The organism is Polaromonas sp. (assembly GCF_029945895.1).
Taxonomy (GTDB): domain Bacteria; phylum Pseudomonadota; class Gammaproteobacteria; order Burkholderiales; family Burkholderiaceae_C; genus Polaromonas.
In genome coordinates this window covers 13,932-29,475 of sequence record NZ_JAQSDL010000076.1, presented here as the reverse complement: position 1 = coordinate 29,475, position 15,544 = coordinate 13,932, and the positions used below count along the sequence as shown (strand labels likewise).

The following is a 15,544-nucleotide window of genomic DNA, read 5'->3' as shown; positions in this document are numbered from 1 at the left end:
ATGGACTCCTGGTTGTCTTCTCGCAAATGACACTTGACTCTCGACTCTCGACTCTCGACTCTCGAAGCTCAAAAATTTCCGTAAAAAAGCCCCGTTGCAGGGGCTTTGACTTTCTAGGTTCCGACAACGCCGCCATCCTTGCGCCGGATGACGACAGTGGCCGAGCGCGGCCGTCCGCCCGCCGGGCCGTCCGGCCAATGGCTCACCGCCTTCGGCTGGGCCGGATCGCTGCGTTCGCTGGCGGTCTCGCCTGGGTGCTGGATGTTGATGAAGACAGCGCGGCGGTCCGGCGTGAAACTGACCCCGGTGATCTCGCAGCCGGCCGGACCGGTCAGGAAACGTTTGGTCTCGCCGGTCGCCGGGTCGGCGCACAGCATCATGTTGTTGCCGATGCCCTTGTAAGCACCCTTGTGCATGGCCGAGGTCGAAATGTCGGTCTGTATCCAGAGCAGGCCGCCCGCGTCGAACTGCAGACCGTCGGGACTGCCGTACATGTCGCCCTTGATGGTGCCGCGGTATTCGGCCTTGTCGGCGTTCGGGTCGCCGGCCAGCGCAAAGTGCATCCAGCGGAACTCGGTGGCACTGGCATCGCCGTCGAGCCGGCTGACAGCGTTGCCCTGCCGGCTTTTGCCTTCGCGCCAGCGGATGATGTGGCCCATGATGTTGTCGTTGCGCGGGTTGGCCGCGTCAACCATGCGGCCGTCCTTGCCGCGGCTGCTGTTGTTCGTCAGCGTGACAAACACCTCGCCGGTGTTGGGGTGCACCGCCACCCATTCAGGGCGGTCCATCCTGGTGGCGCCCACCACGTCGGCGGCCTGGCGGCACTTCACCACCACCTCGGCCTGGCTGGCAAAGCCGCTGGCGGCATTCAGGCCGCCCTCGCCAAACACCAGCGGCAGCCAGCGGCCGTAACCCTGCGCATCGAACCGCGCCACATACAGCGTGCCGTGGTCCAGGATGTCCTTGTTGGCGCGGTAGCCACCGGGCTTGACCTTGTCGCGGCTGACAAACTTGTAGATGTATTCAAAACGCTCGTCGTCGCCCATGTAAACCACCGCGCGGCCGTCGCGGCTCAAGGTCGTCGTCGCCCCCTCGTGTTTGATGCGGCCCAGCGCGGTGCGCTTGATCGGAGTCTGTGTCGGGTCCTGCGGATCGATCTCGACCACCCAGCCAAAGCGTTGCGGCTCGTTGGGGTGTTTGGCCACGTCAAAACGTTCGTCAAACTCGTGCCAGCGGTAGCCAAAACCCTTGGCGCGCAGGCCGTAACGCGCCTCGTCCGGGTTTGGCTTGTCCTGCGCGGAGAAATAGCCGTTCCAGTTTTCCTCGCAGGTCAGAAAGGTGCCCCAGGGCGTCTGCCCGGCGGCGCAATTGTTCAGCGTGCCCAGCGGCCGCATGCCCTCGGGATCGGCAGCGGTTTTCAGCAGCGCGTGCCCTGCGGCCGGTCCGCTGAACAGCATGGGCGTGTTGCCGGTGATGCGGCGCGCATACCGTGAATTGGGCATCACGCGCCAGACACCGGCGCGTTCCACCACCTCGATCACGCTGACGCCGTGTGCCGCCTGCGACTTGCGCACCTTGTCAGCGGTCCAGGTCTTCATGCCGTCGCTGTGCAACAGGCCATCGTCGGTGTATTCGTGGTTGATGGCCAGCAGGCCGTGGCGCGGGTTCTTGTCGAGCGGGAAAAATTCCATGCCGTCGTGGTGCATGCCCGACTGCAACAGTTGCTCCTGCCAGCTGTTGGATGCGTCGGCGCTGAAGGCCGGCGCCGCCGACCCTGCCATACCGGTCGCGTCACCCCAGCGGTAAAGCACCTGTGCCTCGTATTCGGGCGGCACCACCAGCGCATCGGCGCTGGACACCGGCACACCGGTAAAACCCAGGGGTTTGCCTTTGGCAACGCCGGCAGCACTGGCGGTGAGCGTGTGCGACCCCATCAGCAGCGCCACCGCCGCCGTCGTGCAGCGCAGCACATGGCGACGCTCGCCGTCTACTTCATGAATAAAGGGATTGGACGTCGTGTTGACGCCTTCACCCTGCTCGTAATCCTTGCCGAATCCCTGACCCATGACTCACTCTCCATCGTGTTTTTGACTGATGGAGAGATTCTGGAAGTTGAGGGTGACGTGTTCATGTCGGTTTGATGGCAGTTTGATGACATCCGTTTGCCTCTGTGGCTGGCCGTCGCCTCAGCCGCAGGCTCCACTGACCCGTCGGTGGTTCCGCGGGGACGGGTACGGGGTTGCCTGTCGTGCGAGAAGGTCTGGCGCAGTTGGGGCAAGCTGCAGATACGATCCCTGGCGTCAGCGCACTTCGCAGTCGACGGCGGCGCTTTTGTTGCTCCCGGCCGACGAGCCACTGCTGCCCGGGCTGGGAGTCGAAGACGAAAATGCCGGGGGCGGCGTGAATCTGATGCCGGGATTGATGGGAATGGTCACCGGCGGCGACCTGACGGAAGACGTGTATCCAAACTGCCCGGCCGAAAAGTTTGACGTTCCCGCAGGGTTAGTGACAGTGATGAGCCCATCGAGCACCTGCACATACAGGCCCGGTGCCCGGCCGCCTCCCGGGACCGGCGGCACAGGACCTTGTGCAAGCTTTTCCCACACCGGCAGGACGCTGCCGGCATCACTTCGCACCGAAGGGGTGACCGCCGCCAGGCTGGCCCGTGCATAGGCGCGCTGCGCGATGGCGGTCGCCGGGTCCGGGCTGTAAAAGAGATTGAAGCTGGCCTCACCGGCATCGACGGTGGTTTCCCCCGCCTCGATGCTCAGGCGGCCGGTGCCGGGCTGCGCAGGAGCGAGAACCTGAAGCTGCCCCGTCGCCAGACTCACCGTGGTGGCGCTGGCAATTGTCATCCGGGTCTGGGGGCCCAGCACGGCTTGGCGGCCGTCGGCCAGGTCAATGCGAACGTAGGTGTTCTCCTCGCTCACCAGGGTGTCACCCGTTTCAACCACGGATTGTGTAGCAAGCACTTTGAGGGCGCCATTGGCCTTGAACGCCATGACGAATCCGCTGAGCTGGGTCACCTTGCCGGCTGGCGTGCCGGCGTGGGCCGCCTGGTTGCCAAAGAGCGACAGCGTGAACAGGAAGGAAGCAATGACAGTGAAATGAATTTTCATGGTGTGCGCCGCTTAGTTGCAATACGTTTTTTTGGCCACGTCACTTTTTGTACCGGAATCACTGCCGGCGACGTTCGTCTTGTCCACTGCCTTCGCGTCGCCCGGCTTCGCAGCGCTGCTGGTATTGCCGGTGACACTGGTGTTGATGAGGTCGACCGTCGAATTCAATGCGATGGTCAGGGACGAATTCGTGCCAGCCGTAAACGGCAGCACGATGCTGCACCCTTGCGTCGCAGGAGCCGCCGCGCACTTGGCCAGCGTCGGCAATACGGCACTGCAACCCTGCAAGCCCGGCGAAGCCGTGCACTGCGCCAGCGTCGGCAGCACGGCACCGCACCCCTGCAAGGTGGGATTGGCGGAGCACTGCGCCAGCGATGGCAACACGACATTGCAACCCTGCAAGGCGGGATTGGCGGAACACTGCGCCAGCGACGGCAGCACAGCCGCGCAGCCCGCCAGGGTGGGTGTACCAATGCACTGGGTAAAGGTCGGCAGCACGCTGACGCAACCCGCGGTGACGGGCGCGGCGACGCAGGTGGCGAGCGAGGGCAACACCACCGAGCAGCCTGCGGTCGTCGGAGCGTTGATACATTGCGACAGTGTCGGCAGCACCGCCGAGCAGCCGCTGGTGGATGGGGATGCGATGCAGCTGGCCAGCGAGGGCCGTAGCACGACGCCCTGCACCGTCACGCCGCCGCTGGTGGAGCTCACGGTGGACTGGTTGTCCAGCGTGTTGCCGGCCAGCACGATGTCGCCCGAGCGCGAGGTGACAGGACTGAGCAGCGTGAGGCTGCCGGCCACATTCACGTTGATCGGACCGCTGCCCCCGGACGTGATGCCGGTTTGCGGGCCGGCCACGCCAATCGTCAGCGGCGTGCCGTTGTTGCGGAAATTGAAGCCGCCGGCACCATTGGCAAAACCGGCCACCCGCTGTACCTGGTTGCCCGGATTGGTGAGGTTGACCGACCCGGCGCTTGCGGTGGCCGACAGCGCCACCACGGTGATGGCGGCGGTCTGGTTGATGTTGCCGGTGGCGCTGTTGAGCGCGAGCCGGCTGCCTGCACCACCGGTGATGGTGGCATTGAGCTTGATGTCTGCGGTGGCATTGAGCGTCAGGCTCGTGTCACTGGTCCAGCTCACGGCGTCCACCACCTGGATGTTGCCGGCGCCGGTGCCGGCCGCGTTGTCGGTGGTGACGACCACCTGGGTGTTGGCAAGTGCTGCCTGCAGGGTCGCCACGGTCAGCAGCGAGTCGCCCACGGCGCCGACGGCGACGAAGGTGTCGGCGTCGGCCGAGGTGTCGCCGCCCACCATGCCCGCCTCCGTGGCGCTGGCCTGGTTGGTCGCGATGAAGATGTTGGTCGGGTCCAGCAACAAGGTGCCGACGCGGCCATTCGCTGCCCGGGTGTCTACCCGCCCCTGCATGTCCAGCACGTGGCCCGACGTTTCGACGAAGCCACCGTCACCCGACTGCGCGCCGCCGCGGGCACTGATGCTGCCGTAGACACGCGTGGTGCCGTCGGACCAGGCAATCACCTTGCCGCCGTTACCGGCGCTCAGGGCGTCGGCGCTGATGAAGGCGTCGCCGGCCATGTAGACCTGCTTCGCGTTGAGAATGTCCGGGTTCTGGCCGCGGTAGTCGCCGCCGACGAGCACCGTGCCGCCACCAGTCTCGCCGCTGGCGTCCACCCGCGCGTTGCCGGTCAGGGCGACGCGCTCGCCCAGCAGATGGATGGTGCCGCCCGTGCCCACCCCGGCGCCGCTCGCGCTGGTCAGGCTGCCGGCCTCCAGCAGCAAGTCCCCGTTGGCCTTGAACACGATCTGCCCGGCGGCGCCGACCGCGGCCCGGTCGGCGCTGACCAGACCGCGCTGGCTGACCAGGTTGCCGTAGATGCCGACGCGTCCGCTTTGCGCCACGATCTGGCCCAGGTTGATGGCCTGGTCCTGCGGCGCGCTGACCACCACATGCAGGGCCGGGCTGCCGCTGTCGGCCAGTTTCACGCTGCGGCCCGCGGCCAGCATCACATCGCCGCCCGGCGCATGGATGAGGCCGCTGTTTTCCACCTGCGGCCCGATCAGAAGCACCTGGCCGCCTTCCGGCGTGCCGATGCTGCCCTGGTTGGCGACGCGGCCGGCCACGGCGCCGGCGCTGAAATTCATCTTTCCGGACAGGAAGTCGGCGTTGGACAGGGCCAGGGTGGAGGCCACCAGCCCGTTCACGTTCACCTGCGCACCAGCGCCGAACAGAATGCCGTTGGGGTTGATCAGAAAGACACGGCCGTTCGATTGCAGTGCGCCCAGGATCACCGACGGGTCCTGTCCTGTGATGCGGTTGAGCACCGCGCTTGCGGCGCTTTGCTGGACGAAGCGTGTGGCCTCGCCCGCGGCGATAGAGAAGGCGGGCCACTCGATGATGGTGCCGGGCGTGTTGGTGACCGTGCGGACACTGCCCAGTTGCTGGAAGCTGGCCTGGCCGTTGACGACGGTCTGGGCGCCGACGCCGCCGGTGAACAGGATCGCCGCTGCCAGCAAGGCCCTGGCAGTGTGTGCGGGGTTGGGTTTCATCTGCATTCTTTCGGCTCGGTCAATAGGAAAGGGCCAGGGCGACATGCACCCGGCTGTCGCCGGCCGCGCGGGTGCCGCCACCGTCGATCACGCGGCCGTAGTCCACCTGCAGGCTGGCGCTGCGATCCAGCACAAAACGCAGTCCCAGGCCGGCGCTGGAGAGGGAGGTGCGCTGCACCTCGCCCGGCAGCGCCTTGTTGCGGGACACGCTGGCGGCATCCACAAAAGCCAGTGCCCGGCACTGCACCGCGAACGCCGCACTGGCCGCGCACCAGTTGGGCGTCTGGATTTCCGCGCCGGCGAAATGACCCTGGTCGCCGGCCGCTTCACGCTCCCGGAAGCCGCGCACCGAACCCGCGCCGCCGGCGCCGAACTGTTCGCCGGGCACCAGGGCATCACGCGTGGCCTGGCCATTGAACTGCAGGCGCAACTGCCAGTCCTGGGCCAGCTGGTGGTTGTAGCCCGCGCCGTAACGCAGAATGCGGTAGCTGGCCGAGGCCCCCACGCGCTGGCGACTGAAGTCCGCCGCGCGGCCATTCTGTCCGCCCTGGATGTTCTGCAGGGCGGTCAGTTGCACGCCCAGCGTGGCCGAGGGCAGCGCCAGCTGGCCGGAATAGCTGAGCGACAGCGGATGGACCGTGATCTCATCGCCCAGCTTGAACCCGGCGAGATCAATGTTGTTGACGTAGGCGCGCCAGTCGGCGCCGTAGGTCAGCGTGGAGACCAGGTCGCCCCATTGCGGCAGCGAATGGTTGTAGCGCGCGCCAAACACCTTGCCCTTGCCGCTGACCTGCAGATTCAGCACGCCGGCCGTCAGCGTGCCGGAGTCCACGTTGGATTGGCTGGCGAAAAAATCCATCGAGTCGCCCAGCGCGTACAGCGGCACGTGGTACCCCACGCCGTAGACGCTCACGTTCGACGGCTTTTCTGCCGAGGTGGTGTATTGCAGCGTCATCACATGGTCCAGGTCCCAGAGGTTGGCATGCTGGAAGAGCACGCCCAGGCGGGTGCGGCCGGTTTCCGTGCTGCCGCTGTTGTCGGCATTCAGGCCCAGGCGCCAGGGCTTTTTGTCCTCGGTCACGCTGATCACCGCGTCCACCGTCTCGGGCTGGTCGCCTGTCTGCAGCGCCAGCGTGAGCTGCTTGGCCGGGTTGGTGTTGGCCACCTTCAGGCTGGCCGAAATGTCACGGATGTTGGGCGTGGCGCCTTCGCGCAGCGCGGGCAGGCTGGCGCGAATGTTCCCGGTCGAGAACTGCTGGTTGCCTTCCACGCGCGCGCTGCCGATGCGCGGCTCGATGACCTTGAGGCGAACCACGCCCTGGGCCAGCTCCTGCTCCGGCAACTGCACCAGAACCACGCTGTAGCCGTGCTGAAGATAGGCCTGCTGCAATGCTTGCACCGCGCGGCGCACGTCGCCGAAGCTGCGCTGCGGGCCGATGAAGGGCGCAAGCACCCCGTCCACCTCGGCGCCGGCCAGCAGGCTGTTGCCGTCTACAGCAAAACCCGAGATGGCAAAACGCGGCCCGCTGCTGGCCTCTTCATTGGCCGCCTGTGCTGTGAGCCCGGTTGCTGCCAGGGCAGCGAATACGCAGAACGCGCGGGTACGGCCGAGCCGCGCCCCAACTTTTGTTTTTTTCAAGGCTTGATCAGGTTGAGTCTTCGGATGCCCGTGTATTGCCAAAGGGCCTCGTGAAGGCCTGCATCGAAAACCAGTGGAGCGCAGAACAGAGTGTTACTGTCTGTGGGCATCCTAACCCAAGAACCGGTAGGGACGGCCAAGGCATTCAGGCAAGTTCCGTCGGCGCAACCCCGATGTCGCCCGCGTCTTGCGCCGCCCTGTTCCCGCGCCGCGCGCCGTGCACGCCATTGCTGAGGGTCACGTGAGCGAAGCCGGTACGCTATCAATTACATAGCTGCTTGCGCTTACAGGGTAAAGGCTGGAGGCCACAATGACTGAATTTTTTACCGGCGTCAGTTTGCATCCCGGCTGACCGCCTGGGAATCGCGATCCGCTGTGGGAGAAAATAAAGCGACTGGCCATCAGTGCCTGAGGAACCCATGTTGAATGGCGCCGCACCAAATTGTCTGACCACGGCCTGGGCTTCCCGCGCGCCCAGGTGGCCAAAGCCAGAGGCATCGCCGTCAAGCTGGAAAAAGTGGAGGAAGTGCGCGATATCATGGCCTACGGCGTCATGAACACACCCGGTGTTGTCATCAATGGCAAGGTCGTTCATGCGGCCGGCGTGCCCAGCCGCGACAAGATCGAGCAATGGTTCACTGACACCTGTTGAGCAGCGAAAGTGCTCCCCGCCACAAACCGGGTGCCCGCTCATCGGCAGGCGCCTTGAGCCTTGTCCTGCGGCGACGCGCAAGCGCAGGCTACATCGATATCACAACAACAGGACAAGCGACATGTGCATGGGATACGCAGGAGAAATCAGGGACTGGGTGGAGGGCAGTTCCCCGGTGATGCCAGAGAACCTCGCCGGATGAGCGCAGATCACGACCATGGCCACGCCCCGGCCAACTTCAATCGGGCTTTTGCCATTGGCATCGTGCTCAATATCGTCTTTGTGGCGATCGAGGCGTTTTACGGCTGGAAGATCAACTCGCTGGCCCTGCTGGCCGATGCGGCGCACAACCTGAGTGATGTGGCCGGTCTCGTGCTGGCATGGGGCGGCGCACTGGCCAGCAAGCTGCGGCCCAACCCGCGCCACACCTACGGCTGGAAGCGCGGCACCATTCTGGCGGCTTTTGCCAACGCGCTGCTGCTCCTGATGGCGATGGGCGCTCTGGCCTGGGAAGCGGTGGGCCGGCTCTTCTCGCCCGAGCCGCTGGCCGGTGCCGAAGGTGTGACCATCATGGTGGTGGCCGGCATCGGCATTGTGATCAACACGGCGACTGCCCTGTTGTTCATGCGCGGGCGCGAGCGCGACCTCAACATCCGCGGCGCCTTCCTGCACATGGCCGCCGATGCCCTGGTGTCCGCCGGGGTGGTGATCGCCGGGGCGCTGACCTTGTGGATGGGCTGGGTGTGGCTGGACCCGGTGGTCAGCCTGCTGATTGCCGCGGTGATCCTGGTGGGGACGTGGAGTCTTTTCAAAGAGTCGCTGCACATGCTGTTTGACGGCGTGCCCGACAGCGTGGACCCGCAGGCGGTTCAGGACTGTCTGGCTGCGCTTCCGGGCGTGACGCGGGTGCATGACCTGCACATCTGGTCCATGGGCACCTCGCATATCGCACTGACGGCGCATCTGGTGATGCCGCAGGGGCACGCTGACGATGTTTTCCTGAAACACGCCACCGACCAGTTGCACGAGCGTTTCGACATCACCCACGTGACGCTGCAGGTCATGCAGCAAGCCTTCACCGCGCCTTGCGCCCCACCTGATGTGTGAGCTCCTGGCCCTCTCGACTTCCGGGCCGACCCGGCTGACATTTTCGCTCCACACCCTGGCTTCGCGCGGCGGCGCAACCGGCAGCTCGCGCGACGGCTGGGGCGTTGCGTTCTACCAGGGCGAAGACGTGGCGCTGTTCCGCGAACCGCTGGCCGCCGGGGACAGCCCACTGGTTCGCTACCTGGAAACCCAGGGGCCGAGCACCCAACTGGCCATCTCGCACATCCGCCATGCCACGCGTGGCGCGGTGAGCTTTTCGAACACGCAGCCCTTTGTTCGGGAACTGGGCGGCCGCGCCCATGTGTTTGCCCACAACGGCGACCTGCCCGGCATCGAACGCTGCGAAACGCTGACGCTCGGCGCGTATCGGCCCGTGGGACAGACTGATTCGGAACATGCTTTCTGCGCCCTGATGGAACGCCTTCGGCCCCTGTGGAGCGGGGCCGCCCCGCCCACGCTGGACGCGCGGCTGGCACTGCTGGCAAGCTTCGCCGCCGAGCTGCGGGCGATCGGCCCGGCCAACTTTATTTACGCCGACGGCGACACCCTGTTTGCCCACGGCCACAAGCGCCTGCAAGCCGACATCGGCCATGCCGGACCGCCGGGCCTGTGGATGCTGCAACGGCATTGCCCGCCCGAGGAGCAGGCGACGGCCCACGAAGCCGGCGTCGCGATAGCCCAGGAGGAACGCATCGTCCTGTTCATCGCAAGCGTGCCGCTCACCGACGAGGCCTGGCAACCTCTGGCCGAAGGGGATCTGATCGCGGTGCGCCAGGGCACCCTGCTCGCTACGCGTGGCGCTGTCATGGTTGCAGGGACTCCATTTGCTACCAAATAGATAGCTATCTGCGCTTTCTGAGTAAAGGCTGGAGGCGGATTTTCCTCACAGAATCCGCGCCGGACTGAAAGCCCAGGAGTGGCTGCGGTGAGACAGGCTGCCGCCGCCGCGCATAAGGGCTGGACACTTGCTCCGCAAGCGGCTGTACGCTGATTCACCCGCCTGGCCAGCGCCTTCGCACTCCCCTTGCGCTCGCAATATCAGTCCACAAGGCAAGCCCGCGTCCAGCCCGTCCAGAACCTTCACGCTTTTGAACGGACACGCAAGGGCTTCCTGACGCGCGGCGTCAGCTCGCCGGCCGCTGCGGAGCGAAGCAGCCGCTGAAAGGTCGGGCACTCGGCGTGGCTGGGCGCGGGACACACCGCTGCATGCCTCAGCCCGTTGCGCATCGCCTTCAGGCGCTTGATCGTCTGGTCCAGTTCGTCGGCCTTGGCGCTGAGCGACTTTCTGTCGATGCTGGCCCGGCCGTCCGGCGAGAACATGGCGCTGATGTCGTCGAGCGAAAAACCGGCGGCCTGCCCGAGCGCAATCAGCGCCAGCTGGTCCAGCACGCCCGGTGCAAAAGTGCGGCGCAAGCCCTGCCGGCCGACCGAGCTGATCAGCCCTTTTTCCTCGTAATAACGCAGCGCTGAGGCGGGAAAACCTGATTTTCTGGCGACTTCGGCGATGTCCATGAAAAAACCCCTTGACTTCAAGTTGACTTGAACTTGTAGAGTGACACCAACTTCACTTTTCGTCAACAAGGAATCCCATGAACACCTTCATTTCAGGCGCTGCACACATCCTGCTCATCGGGGTGGGTGCCACTGCAGTCATGGACGCCTGGCTGCTGCTTCTCCAGCGCCTGGGCGTGCCCACGCTCAACTTCGCGATGATCGGCCGCTGGGCCGGCCACTGGCGCCGCGGCACGTGGAAACACGACGCCATCGCCAAGGCGGCGCCCGTGCGGGGCGAGCTTGCTTTGGGGTGGCTGGTCCACTACGCAACCGGCATCGCCTTCGCCGCCCTGCTGGCCGGCATGGCGGGCATGCCATGGGTGCACCAGCCCACGCTGCTGCCGGCCTTTTGCCTGGGCATCGGCACCGTCGCCGCGCCCTGGCTCGTGATGCAACCCGCCATGGGCGCGGGCATCGCCTCGTCGCGCACACCGGCACCGGCCAAAAACCGGCTCCGGAGCCTGGCCAACCACAGCATTTTCGGACTCGGCCTCTACCTGGCCGCCGTCGTCAGCGCCTGGATCTCGCGATGAAGACTTGTTTTCTGAGATTCATTCACTCAACTTGAAAAGGACAACACACCATGAAGAACAAACAACTCGCCGTCATCTATCACAGCGCACACGGCCACACGGCCCATATCGCCGGGCACATCCTGGCGGGTGCGCGCGCGGTTCCCGGCATCACCGCGCATCTGCTGAAAGCCGAAGACCTGACCCGCACACCCGAGCATCTGCTGGACTATGACGGCTTTGTCTTCGGCTCGCCCACCTACCTGGGCGGGGTCTCCGGCACCTTCAAGACCTTCATGGACGCCACAGGTCGGCTCTGGAAAAGCCACGCCCTCAAGGGCAAGCTGGCATCGGCCTTCACCGTGTCGTCGCTGCCGGCCGGCGACAAGCAATCGACCCTGCTGTCGATGTTTGTCTTCGCCATGCAGCACGGCATGGTCTGGGTCGGCAACGCCATCCTGCCGGAGCAGCACGCAGGGGTGCCTTACGAGGAAGCCGCCAACCGGCTCGGCTCGTGGTCGGGAATGATGGCGCAGGCCGGGCATTCGGAGGCGGCAGACTCGTTTGCCCCCGGAGATGTCAAGACGGCGCGGATGTTCGGCACCAATGTGGCCGAGGCTTTGCAGCGCATGGCAGCCGATGTCGACGCCGAGGTGACCCCATGATTCCCAGGAAATTCGAGCCCGTCCTGTTCGGCTTCTTTCTCTCGGGCCTGATGTCGCTGTTGGTCGCTGGAATAGCCACGCTGCGCGCCGCGGGGATGGGGCCGGGCTTTCTGTCGCTGTGGGCCGGTTCCTGGCTCACGGCGTGGTTGTTCGCGTTTCCTGCCGTGCTGCTCGTCTCGCCCGTTGCGCGCCGAATCGTTCGGGGACTCACCAGCCGGGACACGGGATGAAGTGCTACCAAATTAGTAGCTGCTTGGGTATGCCAAGCAAGGATTGGCGGCCAATTTCTATAATTTTTGAGGCTTCCCGCATAGGTCATGGCGGACAACCTGCTGGCGCGCAGGACAGGCTTCGACAGGCTCAGCCCGAACAGTGTGATGTCGTGACTTGAGCCAGTCTCAATGATTTTCCAATTCCGCCTCAAGGCGCGCCAGCTCTTCGTCAAGTGTCCCGCGGCTGCGGAAATGGCGGTCGGCCTTGCCGTACCAGTATTCGGCATCCTCCAGATCACCTTCCTGGATGTGCAGGATGCCGTGCAGCCATGCGGCCAGCAGGGAGTCATCGCTTTGCACCAGGTTGTGGGCCTCGCGCCAGTCGCCCGCGCGCATGTGAACCAGCACCTGCTGGAGTGTGTTCATGGGGGTATCTCCTTCTGCAGCTTTGTACCCGAACCGCTCAGGCTGAACCGATCTGGCTGAGCAGGCTGTCAAAACTTCCATAGAGCACATTGCCGCGCAGCAGGCGGCTGCCCTGGCCATTCGTGATCACCAGCGCCGGAATCCCCTGCGCGCCAAGAGTCTGCATCAGCCCTTGCGCCTTGCGGATGCGCGCAGCATTGGCGGCCAGCAGCTCGGCGTCGCCAGCGGCCAAGCGGCCTGCGGCAGCACGCAGCCCGGCGTCGCGCAACAGTTTCTCCACCACCGGCACAGCGCTGGTATCCAGTCCATGTACATAGCGGGCTTCCTGCAAGACCTTCAGGGTGTCCAGTTCATGCTGCGGCTCGGTCAGGTCGACGGCCGTCAGCGCCAGCGTGGTGGCGGCGGAGTCAAAACGGCTGCCGGGCCTGCCCAGCACCTGGCTGCGGTAGGCCTCGGTGAAGCGCTGGCCAGTGAGCTTTTCAATCCGCATGTCGTTGGACCAGGCGTAGTCTGCAAAAGCCGCGTCCAGGCTGCGTCCGCCCGCGCCGGCAAACAGGCCGGTGGGGGCCAGCGCCAGGTGGACATCGCCCTGCTGACCCAGGCGCTGGATCACGGGTGATGCGCCGTAGCACCAGCCGCACAGCGGGTCGAACAAATAGGTGACGATGGTTTTTTGAGAGCTGTCCTGCATGATTCCTTTGCCTTTCAAGTCATCGCCTGCGCGACCAGCAGGGTGTCGGTGAACTGCTCGAACTGCACCATTTTTCCGTTCTCCAACCGCCAGACATGCGCCACGCGCGCCTGCATGGATTTGCCCGTCTTGCCGTAAGTGCCGTGGTACACGCCCAGCGCGATGACCCGGTCACCGGCATCTATCAGTTCCTGCAGTTCAAACCGGTAACTGGTCCATGCGGCACCCAGGGCTTGGAAGACCTGTTCGATGACCTGTTCCGGCCCGACCCATGTGCCCGCACACGGAAAGCCGGCCATCTCGGTCCACCGCACGTCCGGGGCCACATCGGCCATCATGGCGGCCGTGTCCTGGCGCGTTGATGCGGCGTAGTGGTCGGCGATGATATTCAGGTGAGTACGCATGTTCTGTTCTCTTTCAATCAATGACTCTGCATCCGGCAGGTTGACCGGATGCAGAGGGGTGCTGACGGGCCGCCCAGGCTTTGCGGGGCTTGATCAGGCTTTATGAATTACCACTTCATTTCGCCCTTGTTGACCTTGGCGCCCATGTCCAGCGACATGGCGCCGTCCGTCACCTGCGGGTAGGCCTGCTTCATGGCATCAATCAATTCCGCGCTGTTTTTGCTGGCTGCCAGGTTTTTCTCGAAAGTCTGCAGGTAGCCCTTGGTGAAAGCCAGGGCGCTGGCGTCCAGCGGTGTGCCGGATGCCATGTGGCCGGGAATCACCAGCTCGGGCTTCAGCGCGGCCATCTCGTCGAGCTGCGCCACCCAGGCGGCACGCTCAGCAGCGGTTTGGGTGTCTGCCGTCCACACATGCATATTGCCGAACACACCAATATTGCCGACGATGGCCTTGATCGACGGAATCCATGCGTACGGACGGTGCGCGAGCAGGCCCTGGGTGCCGCGGATCTCGATGGTCTGGCCGTCCAGCTTCAGGGTGTTGCCCTCCAGGGCGCGCGGGGTCACCGGCTTGCGCGGTGCGTTCGCGCCCATCTTGGGGCCCCAGAACGTGACTTTCCCCGCCATCTTGGCCGTCAGTTTTTCCAGCACGGCGGCGCTGCTCACCACCTCCGCCTGGGGAAAGATTTCTTTCAGCGTTTCGACGCCAAAGTAGTAGTCGGGGTCAGCCTGGCTTACATAAATGGTGGTCAGCTGTTTGCCGCTGTCCAGCACGTTGGCGGCAATGCGCAAGGCGTCGGCACGGGTAAAGCCGGCGTCAATCACCATGGCCTCCTTCTCGCCATAGACCAGGGTCGAGTTGACCTTGAAGCTGTTGCCGTCGGCGTTATAGACCTTGACGGTCAGGGGCTGGGCGGCCTGGGCGCCGGTGAAGGCAATGGCCAGGGAAGCGGCGATAACGGTGGTGCGGATCATGGTGAACTCCTGTGGGTTGTAGAACACGCTTTGCAGCGCTGAATGAACTGTAGTTTCAATATTCGGACAGATAAACCGCATAATTCGCCCATTACTGTTTCAATAATCGAGCAGATATGGACCGACTGACCGCAATGCAGGTGTTTGCCGAGGTCGCCGTGAGCGGCAGCTTCAGCGCCACCGCCGACAAACTGGACATGTCCCGCGCCATGGTCACGCGGTATGTGGCCGAGCTCGAACAATGGCTGGGCACACGCCTGCTGCAGCGCACCACCCGCAGCGTCACCCTGACCGACGCGGGCGAGAACTGCCTGCGGCGCAGCCAGCAAATGCTGGCGCTGATGGAAAACGTGGAAGAAGAAACCAGCAGCCAGGGCGGCGCCCTGCGCGGGCAGTTGCGCATCACCTGCAGCATGTCGTTTGCCTATGCGCAGATGGCTGCGGCCGTCACCGACTTCCTGAAGTTGCACCCGCAGCTCAAGATCGACCTGAATGCCAGCGAAGGTGCGCTGAACCTGGTGGAGGCGCGCATCGACCTGGCCATACGCATCAGTGCGCAGCCTGACCCTGCGCTCATAGGCCGTGTGCTGGCCCCCTGCGCCTCGGTGCTGGTCGCGTCACCCGCCTACACCGCCGAGCATGGCATGCCACAGGTACCGGCCGACCTGGCCACACACCGCTGCCTGAGCCATGCCAACTTCGGCAAAAGCGTGTGGAGCTTCAGTCGCGGCAACGAACATGCAGAGGTCAGCGTCGGCAGCCACTTCAGCGCCAACGAAGCCACCGCCCTGCTGCAGGCCGCGCTGGCCGGCGGCGGCATCGCGCTGCAGCCGACCTACCTGGCCAACCCGCATTTGCGGGACGGCAGCCTGCAAGGGCTGCTGCCCGACTGGAAGCTGCCCGACATGGCGATTTATGCGCTCTACCCCTCGCGCAAGCATCTGTCGCCCGCCGTGCGTGCTTTTCTGGATTTTGTGGTGGAGCGGTTTGCGGGGGTACCGTGGGAAGGCGCAAGGTGATGCGC

The 15,544-nt window shown here is 64.8% G+C and carries 16 protein-coding genes; 7 read left to right on the top strand and 9 right to left on the bottom strand.

Annotation, left to right across the window (positions count from 1 at the left end):
- Positions 1-113: 113 nt before the first annotated feature.
- The 4 genes from PSV33_RS08610 to PSV33_RS08595 form a co-directional block, all read right to left on the bottom strand.
- Positions 114-2,066, bottom strand: coding sequence for a PhoX family phosphatase (locus PSV33_RS08610; protein ID WP_300560647.1), 1,953 nt, complete (start codon positions 2,064-2,066; stop codon positions 114-116).
- A gap of 234 nt (positions 2,067-2,300) precedes the next feature.
- Positions 2,301-3,119: an iron dicitrate transport regulator FecR gene (locus PSV33_RS08605; protein WP_300560645.1), complete on the bottom strand. Its 819-nt coding sequence runs from the start codon at positions 3,117-3,119 to the stop codon at positions 2,301-2,303.
- A gap of 12 nt (positions 3,120-3,131) precedes the next feature.
- Positions 3,132-5,684: a filamentous hemagglutinin N-terminal domain-containing protein gene (locus PSV33_RS08600; protein ID WP_300560643.1), complete on the bottom strand. Its 2,553-nt coding sequence runs from the start codon at positions 5,682-5,684 to the stop codon at positions 3,132-3,134.
- Positions 5,685-5,703: 19 nt separating this feature from the next.
- The gene (locus tag PSV33_RS08595; protein WP_300560641.1) at positions 5,704-7,323 is read right to left on the bottom strand and encodes a ShlB/FhaC/HecB family hemolysin secretion/activation protein; all 1,620 of its coding nucleotides are present in this window, start codon (positions 7,321-7,323) and stop codon (positions 5,704-5,706) included.
- 442 nt (positions 7,324-7,765) lie between these two features.
- On the opposite strand from PSV33_RS08595, the gene PSV33_RS08590 reads away from it, so the two are divergent.
- The 3 genes from PSV33_RS08590 to PSV33_RS08580 all read left to right on the top strand — a co-directional run bounded on the left by PSV33_RS08590 (position 7,766) and on the right by PSV33_RS08580 (position 9,920).
- Positions 7,766-7,975, top strand: coding sequence for a thioredoxin family protein (locus PSV33_RS08590; protein ID WP_300560639.1), 210 nt, complete (start codon positions 7,766-7,768; stop codon positions 7,973-7,975).
- A gap of 198 nt (positions 7,976-8,173) precedes the next feature.
- Positions 8,174-9,082 carry a cation diffusion facilitator family transporter gene (locus tag PSV33_RS08585; protein WP_300560637.1) on the top strand — a complete coding sequence of 303 codons (909 nt, stop codon included), beginning with the start codon at positions 8,174-8,176 and terminating at the stop codon, positions 9,080-9,082.
- Entirely contained in the window at positions 9,075-9,920 is an 846-nt protein-coding gene (locus PSV33_RS08580) for a class II glutamine amidotransferase (RefSeq protein ID WP_300560635.1), read from the top strand. Before PSV33_RS08585 ends, PSV33_RS08580 begins: the two co-directional genes overlap by 8 nt.
- A gap of 242 nt (positions 9,921-10,162) precedes the next feature.
- Here the strand turns inward: PSV33_RS08580 and PSV33_RS08575 are convergent, their stop codons facing one another.
- A complete protein-coding gene (locus tag PSV33_RS08575; protein ID WP_300560633.1) occupies positions 10,163-10,594 on the bottom strand; it encodes a helix-turn-helix domain-containing protein in 432 nt (143 codons plus the stop codon).
- Between the two features lie 77 nt (positions 10,595-10,671).
- Between PSV33_RS08575 and PSV33_RS08570 the strand changes: the two genes are divergently transcribed.
- Genes PSV33_RS08570 through PSV33_RS08560 form a run of 3 tightly spaced genes read left to right on the top strand, consistent with a single transcriptional unit; the run spans position 10,672 to position 12,043 of the window.
- Positions 10,672-11,169, top strand: a complete 498-nt coding sequence (locus PSV33_RS08570; RefSeq protein ID WP_300560631.1) for a DUF2938 domain-containing protein — start codon at positions 10,672-10,674, stop codon at positions 11,167-11,169.
- Between the two features lie 50 nt (positions 11,170-11,219).
- Positions 11,220-11,813 (top strand): flavodoxin family protein, encoded by a 594-nt coding sequence (locus PSV33_RS08565; protein WP_300560629.1) that lies wholly within the window; start codon positions 11,220-11,222, stop codon positions 11,811-11,813.
- On the top strand, positions 11,810-12,043 hold the full coding sequence (locus PSV33_RS08560; protein ID WP_300560627.1) for a DUF2798 domain-containing protein: 234 nt from the start codon (positions 11,810-11,812) through the stop codon (positions 12,041-12,043). The genes PSV33_RS08565 and PSV33_RS08560 overlap by 4 nt, the downstream gene beginning before the upstream one ends.
- A gap of 168 nt (positions 12,044-12,211) precedes the next feature.
- Here PSV33_RS08560 and PSV33_RS08555 read toward each other — a convergent pair whose 3' ends face one another.
- The 4 genes from PSV33_RS08555 to PSV33_RS08540 form a co-directional block, all read right to left on the bottom strand.
- Positions 12,212-12,451 carry a hypothetical protein gene (locus tag PSV33_RS08555; protein WP_300560626.1) on the bottom strand — a complete coding sequence of 80 codons (240 nt, stop codon included), beginning with the start codon at positions 12,449-12,451 and terminating at the stop codon, positions 12,212-12,214.
- A 37-nt stretch (positions 12,452-12,488) separates the two neighbouring features.
- Positions 12,489-13,142, bottom strand: a complete 654-nt coding sequence (locus tag PSV33_RS08550; RefSeq protein WP_300560624.1) for a DsbA family protein — start codon at positions 13,140-13,142, stop codon at positions 12,489-12,491.
- A gap of 14 nt (positions 13,143-13,156) precedes the next feature.
- Positions 13,157-13,546, bottom strand: coding sequence for a nuclear transport factor 2 family protein (locus tag PSV33_RS08545; protein ID WP_300560623.1), 390 nt, complete (start codon positions 13,544-13,546; stop codon positions 13,157-13,159).
- Positions 13,547-13,653: 107 nt separating this feature from the next.
- Positions 13,654-14,520: an MBL fold metallo-hydrolase gene (locus tag PSV33_RS08540; protein ID WP_300560622.1), complete on the bottom strand. Its 867-nt coding sequence runs from the start codon at positions 14,518-14,520 to the stop codon at positions 13,654-13,656.
- 116 nt (positions 14,521-14,636) lie between these two features.
- On the opposite strand from PSV33_RS08540, the gene PSV33_RS08535 reads away from it, so the two are divergent.
- On the top strand, positions 14,637-15,539 hold the full coding sequence (locus PSV33_RS08535) for a LysR family transcriptional regulator (protein ID WP_300560621.1): 903 nt from the start codon (positions 14,637-14,639) through the stop codon (positions 15,537-15,539).
- Positions 15,540-15,544 lie beyond the last annotated feature (5 nt).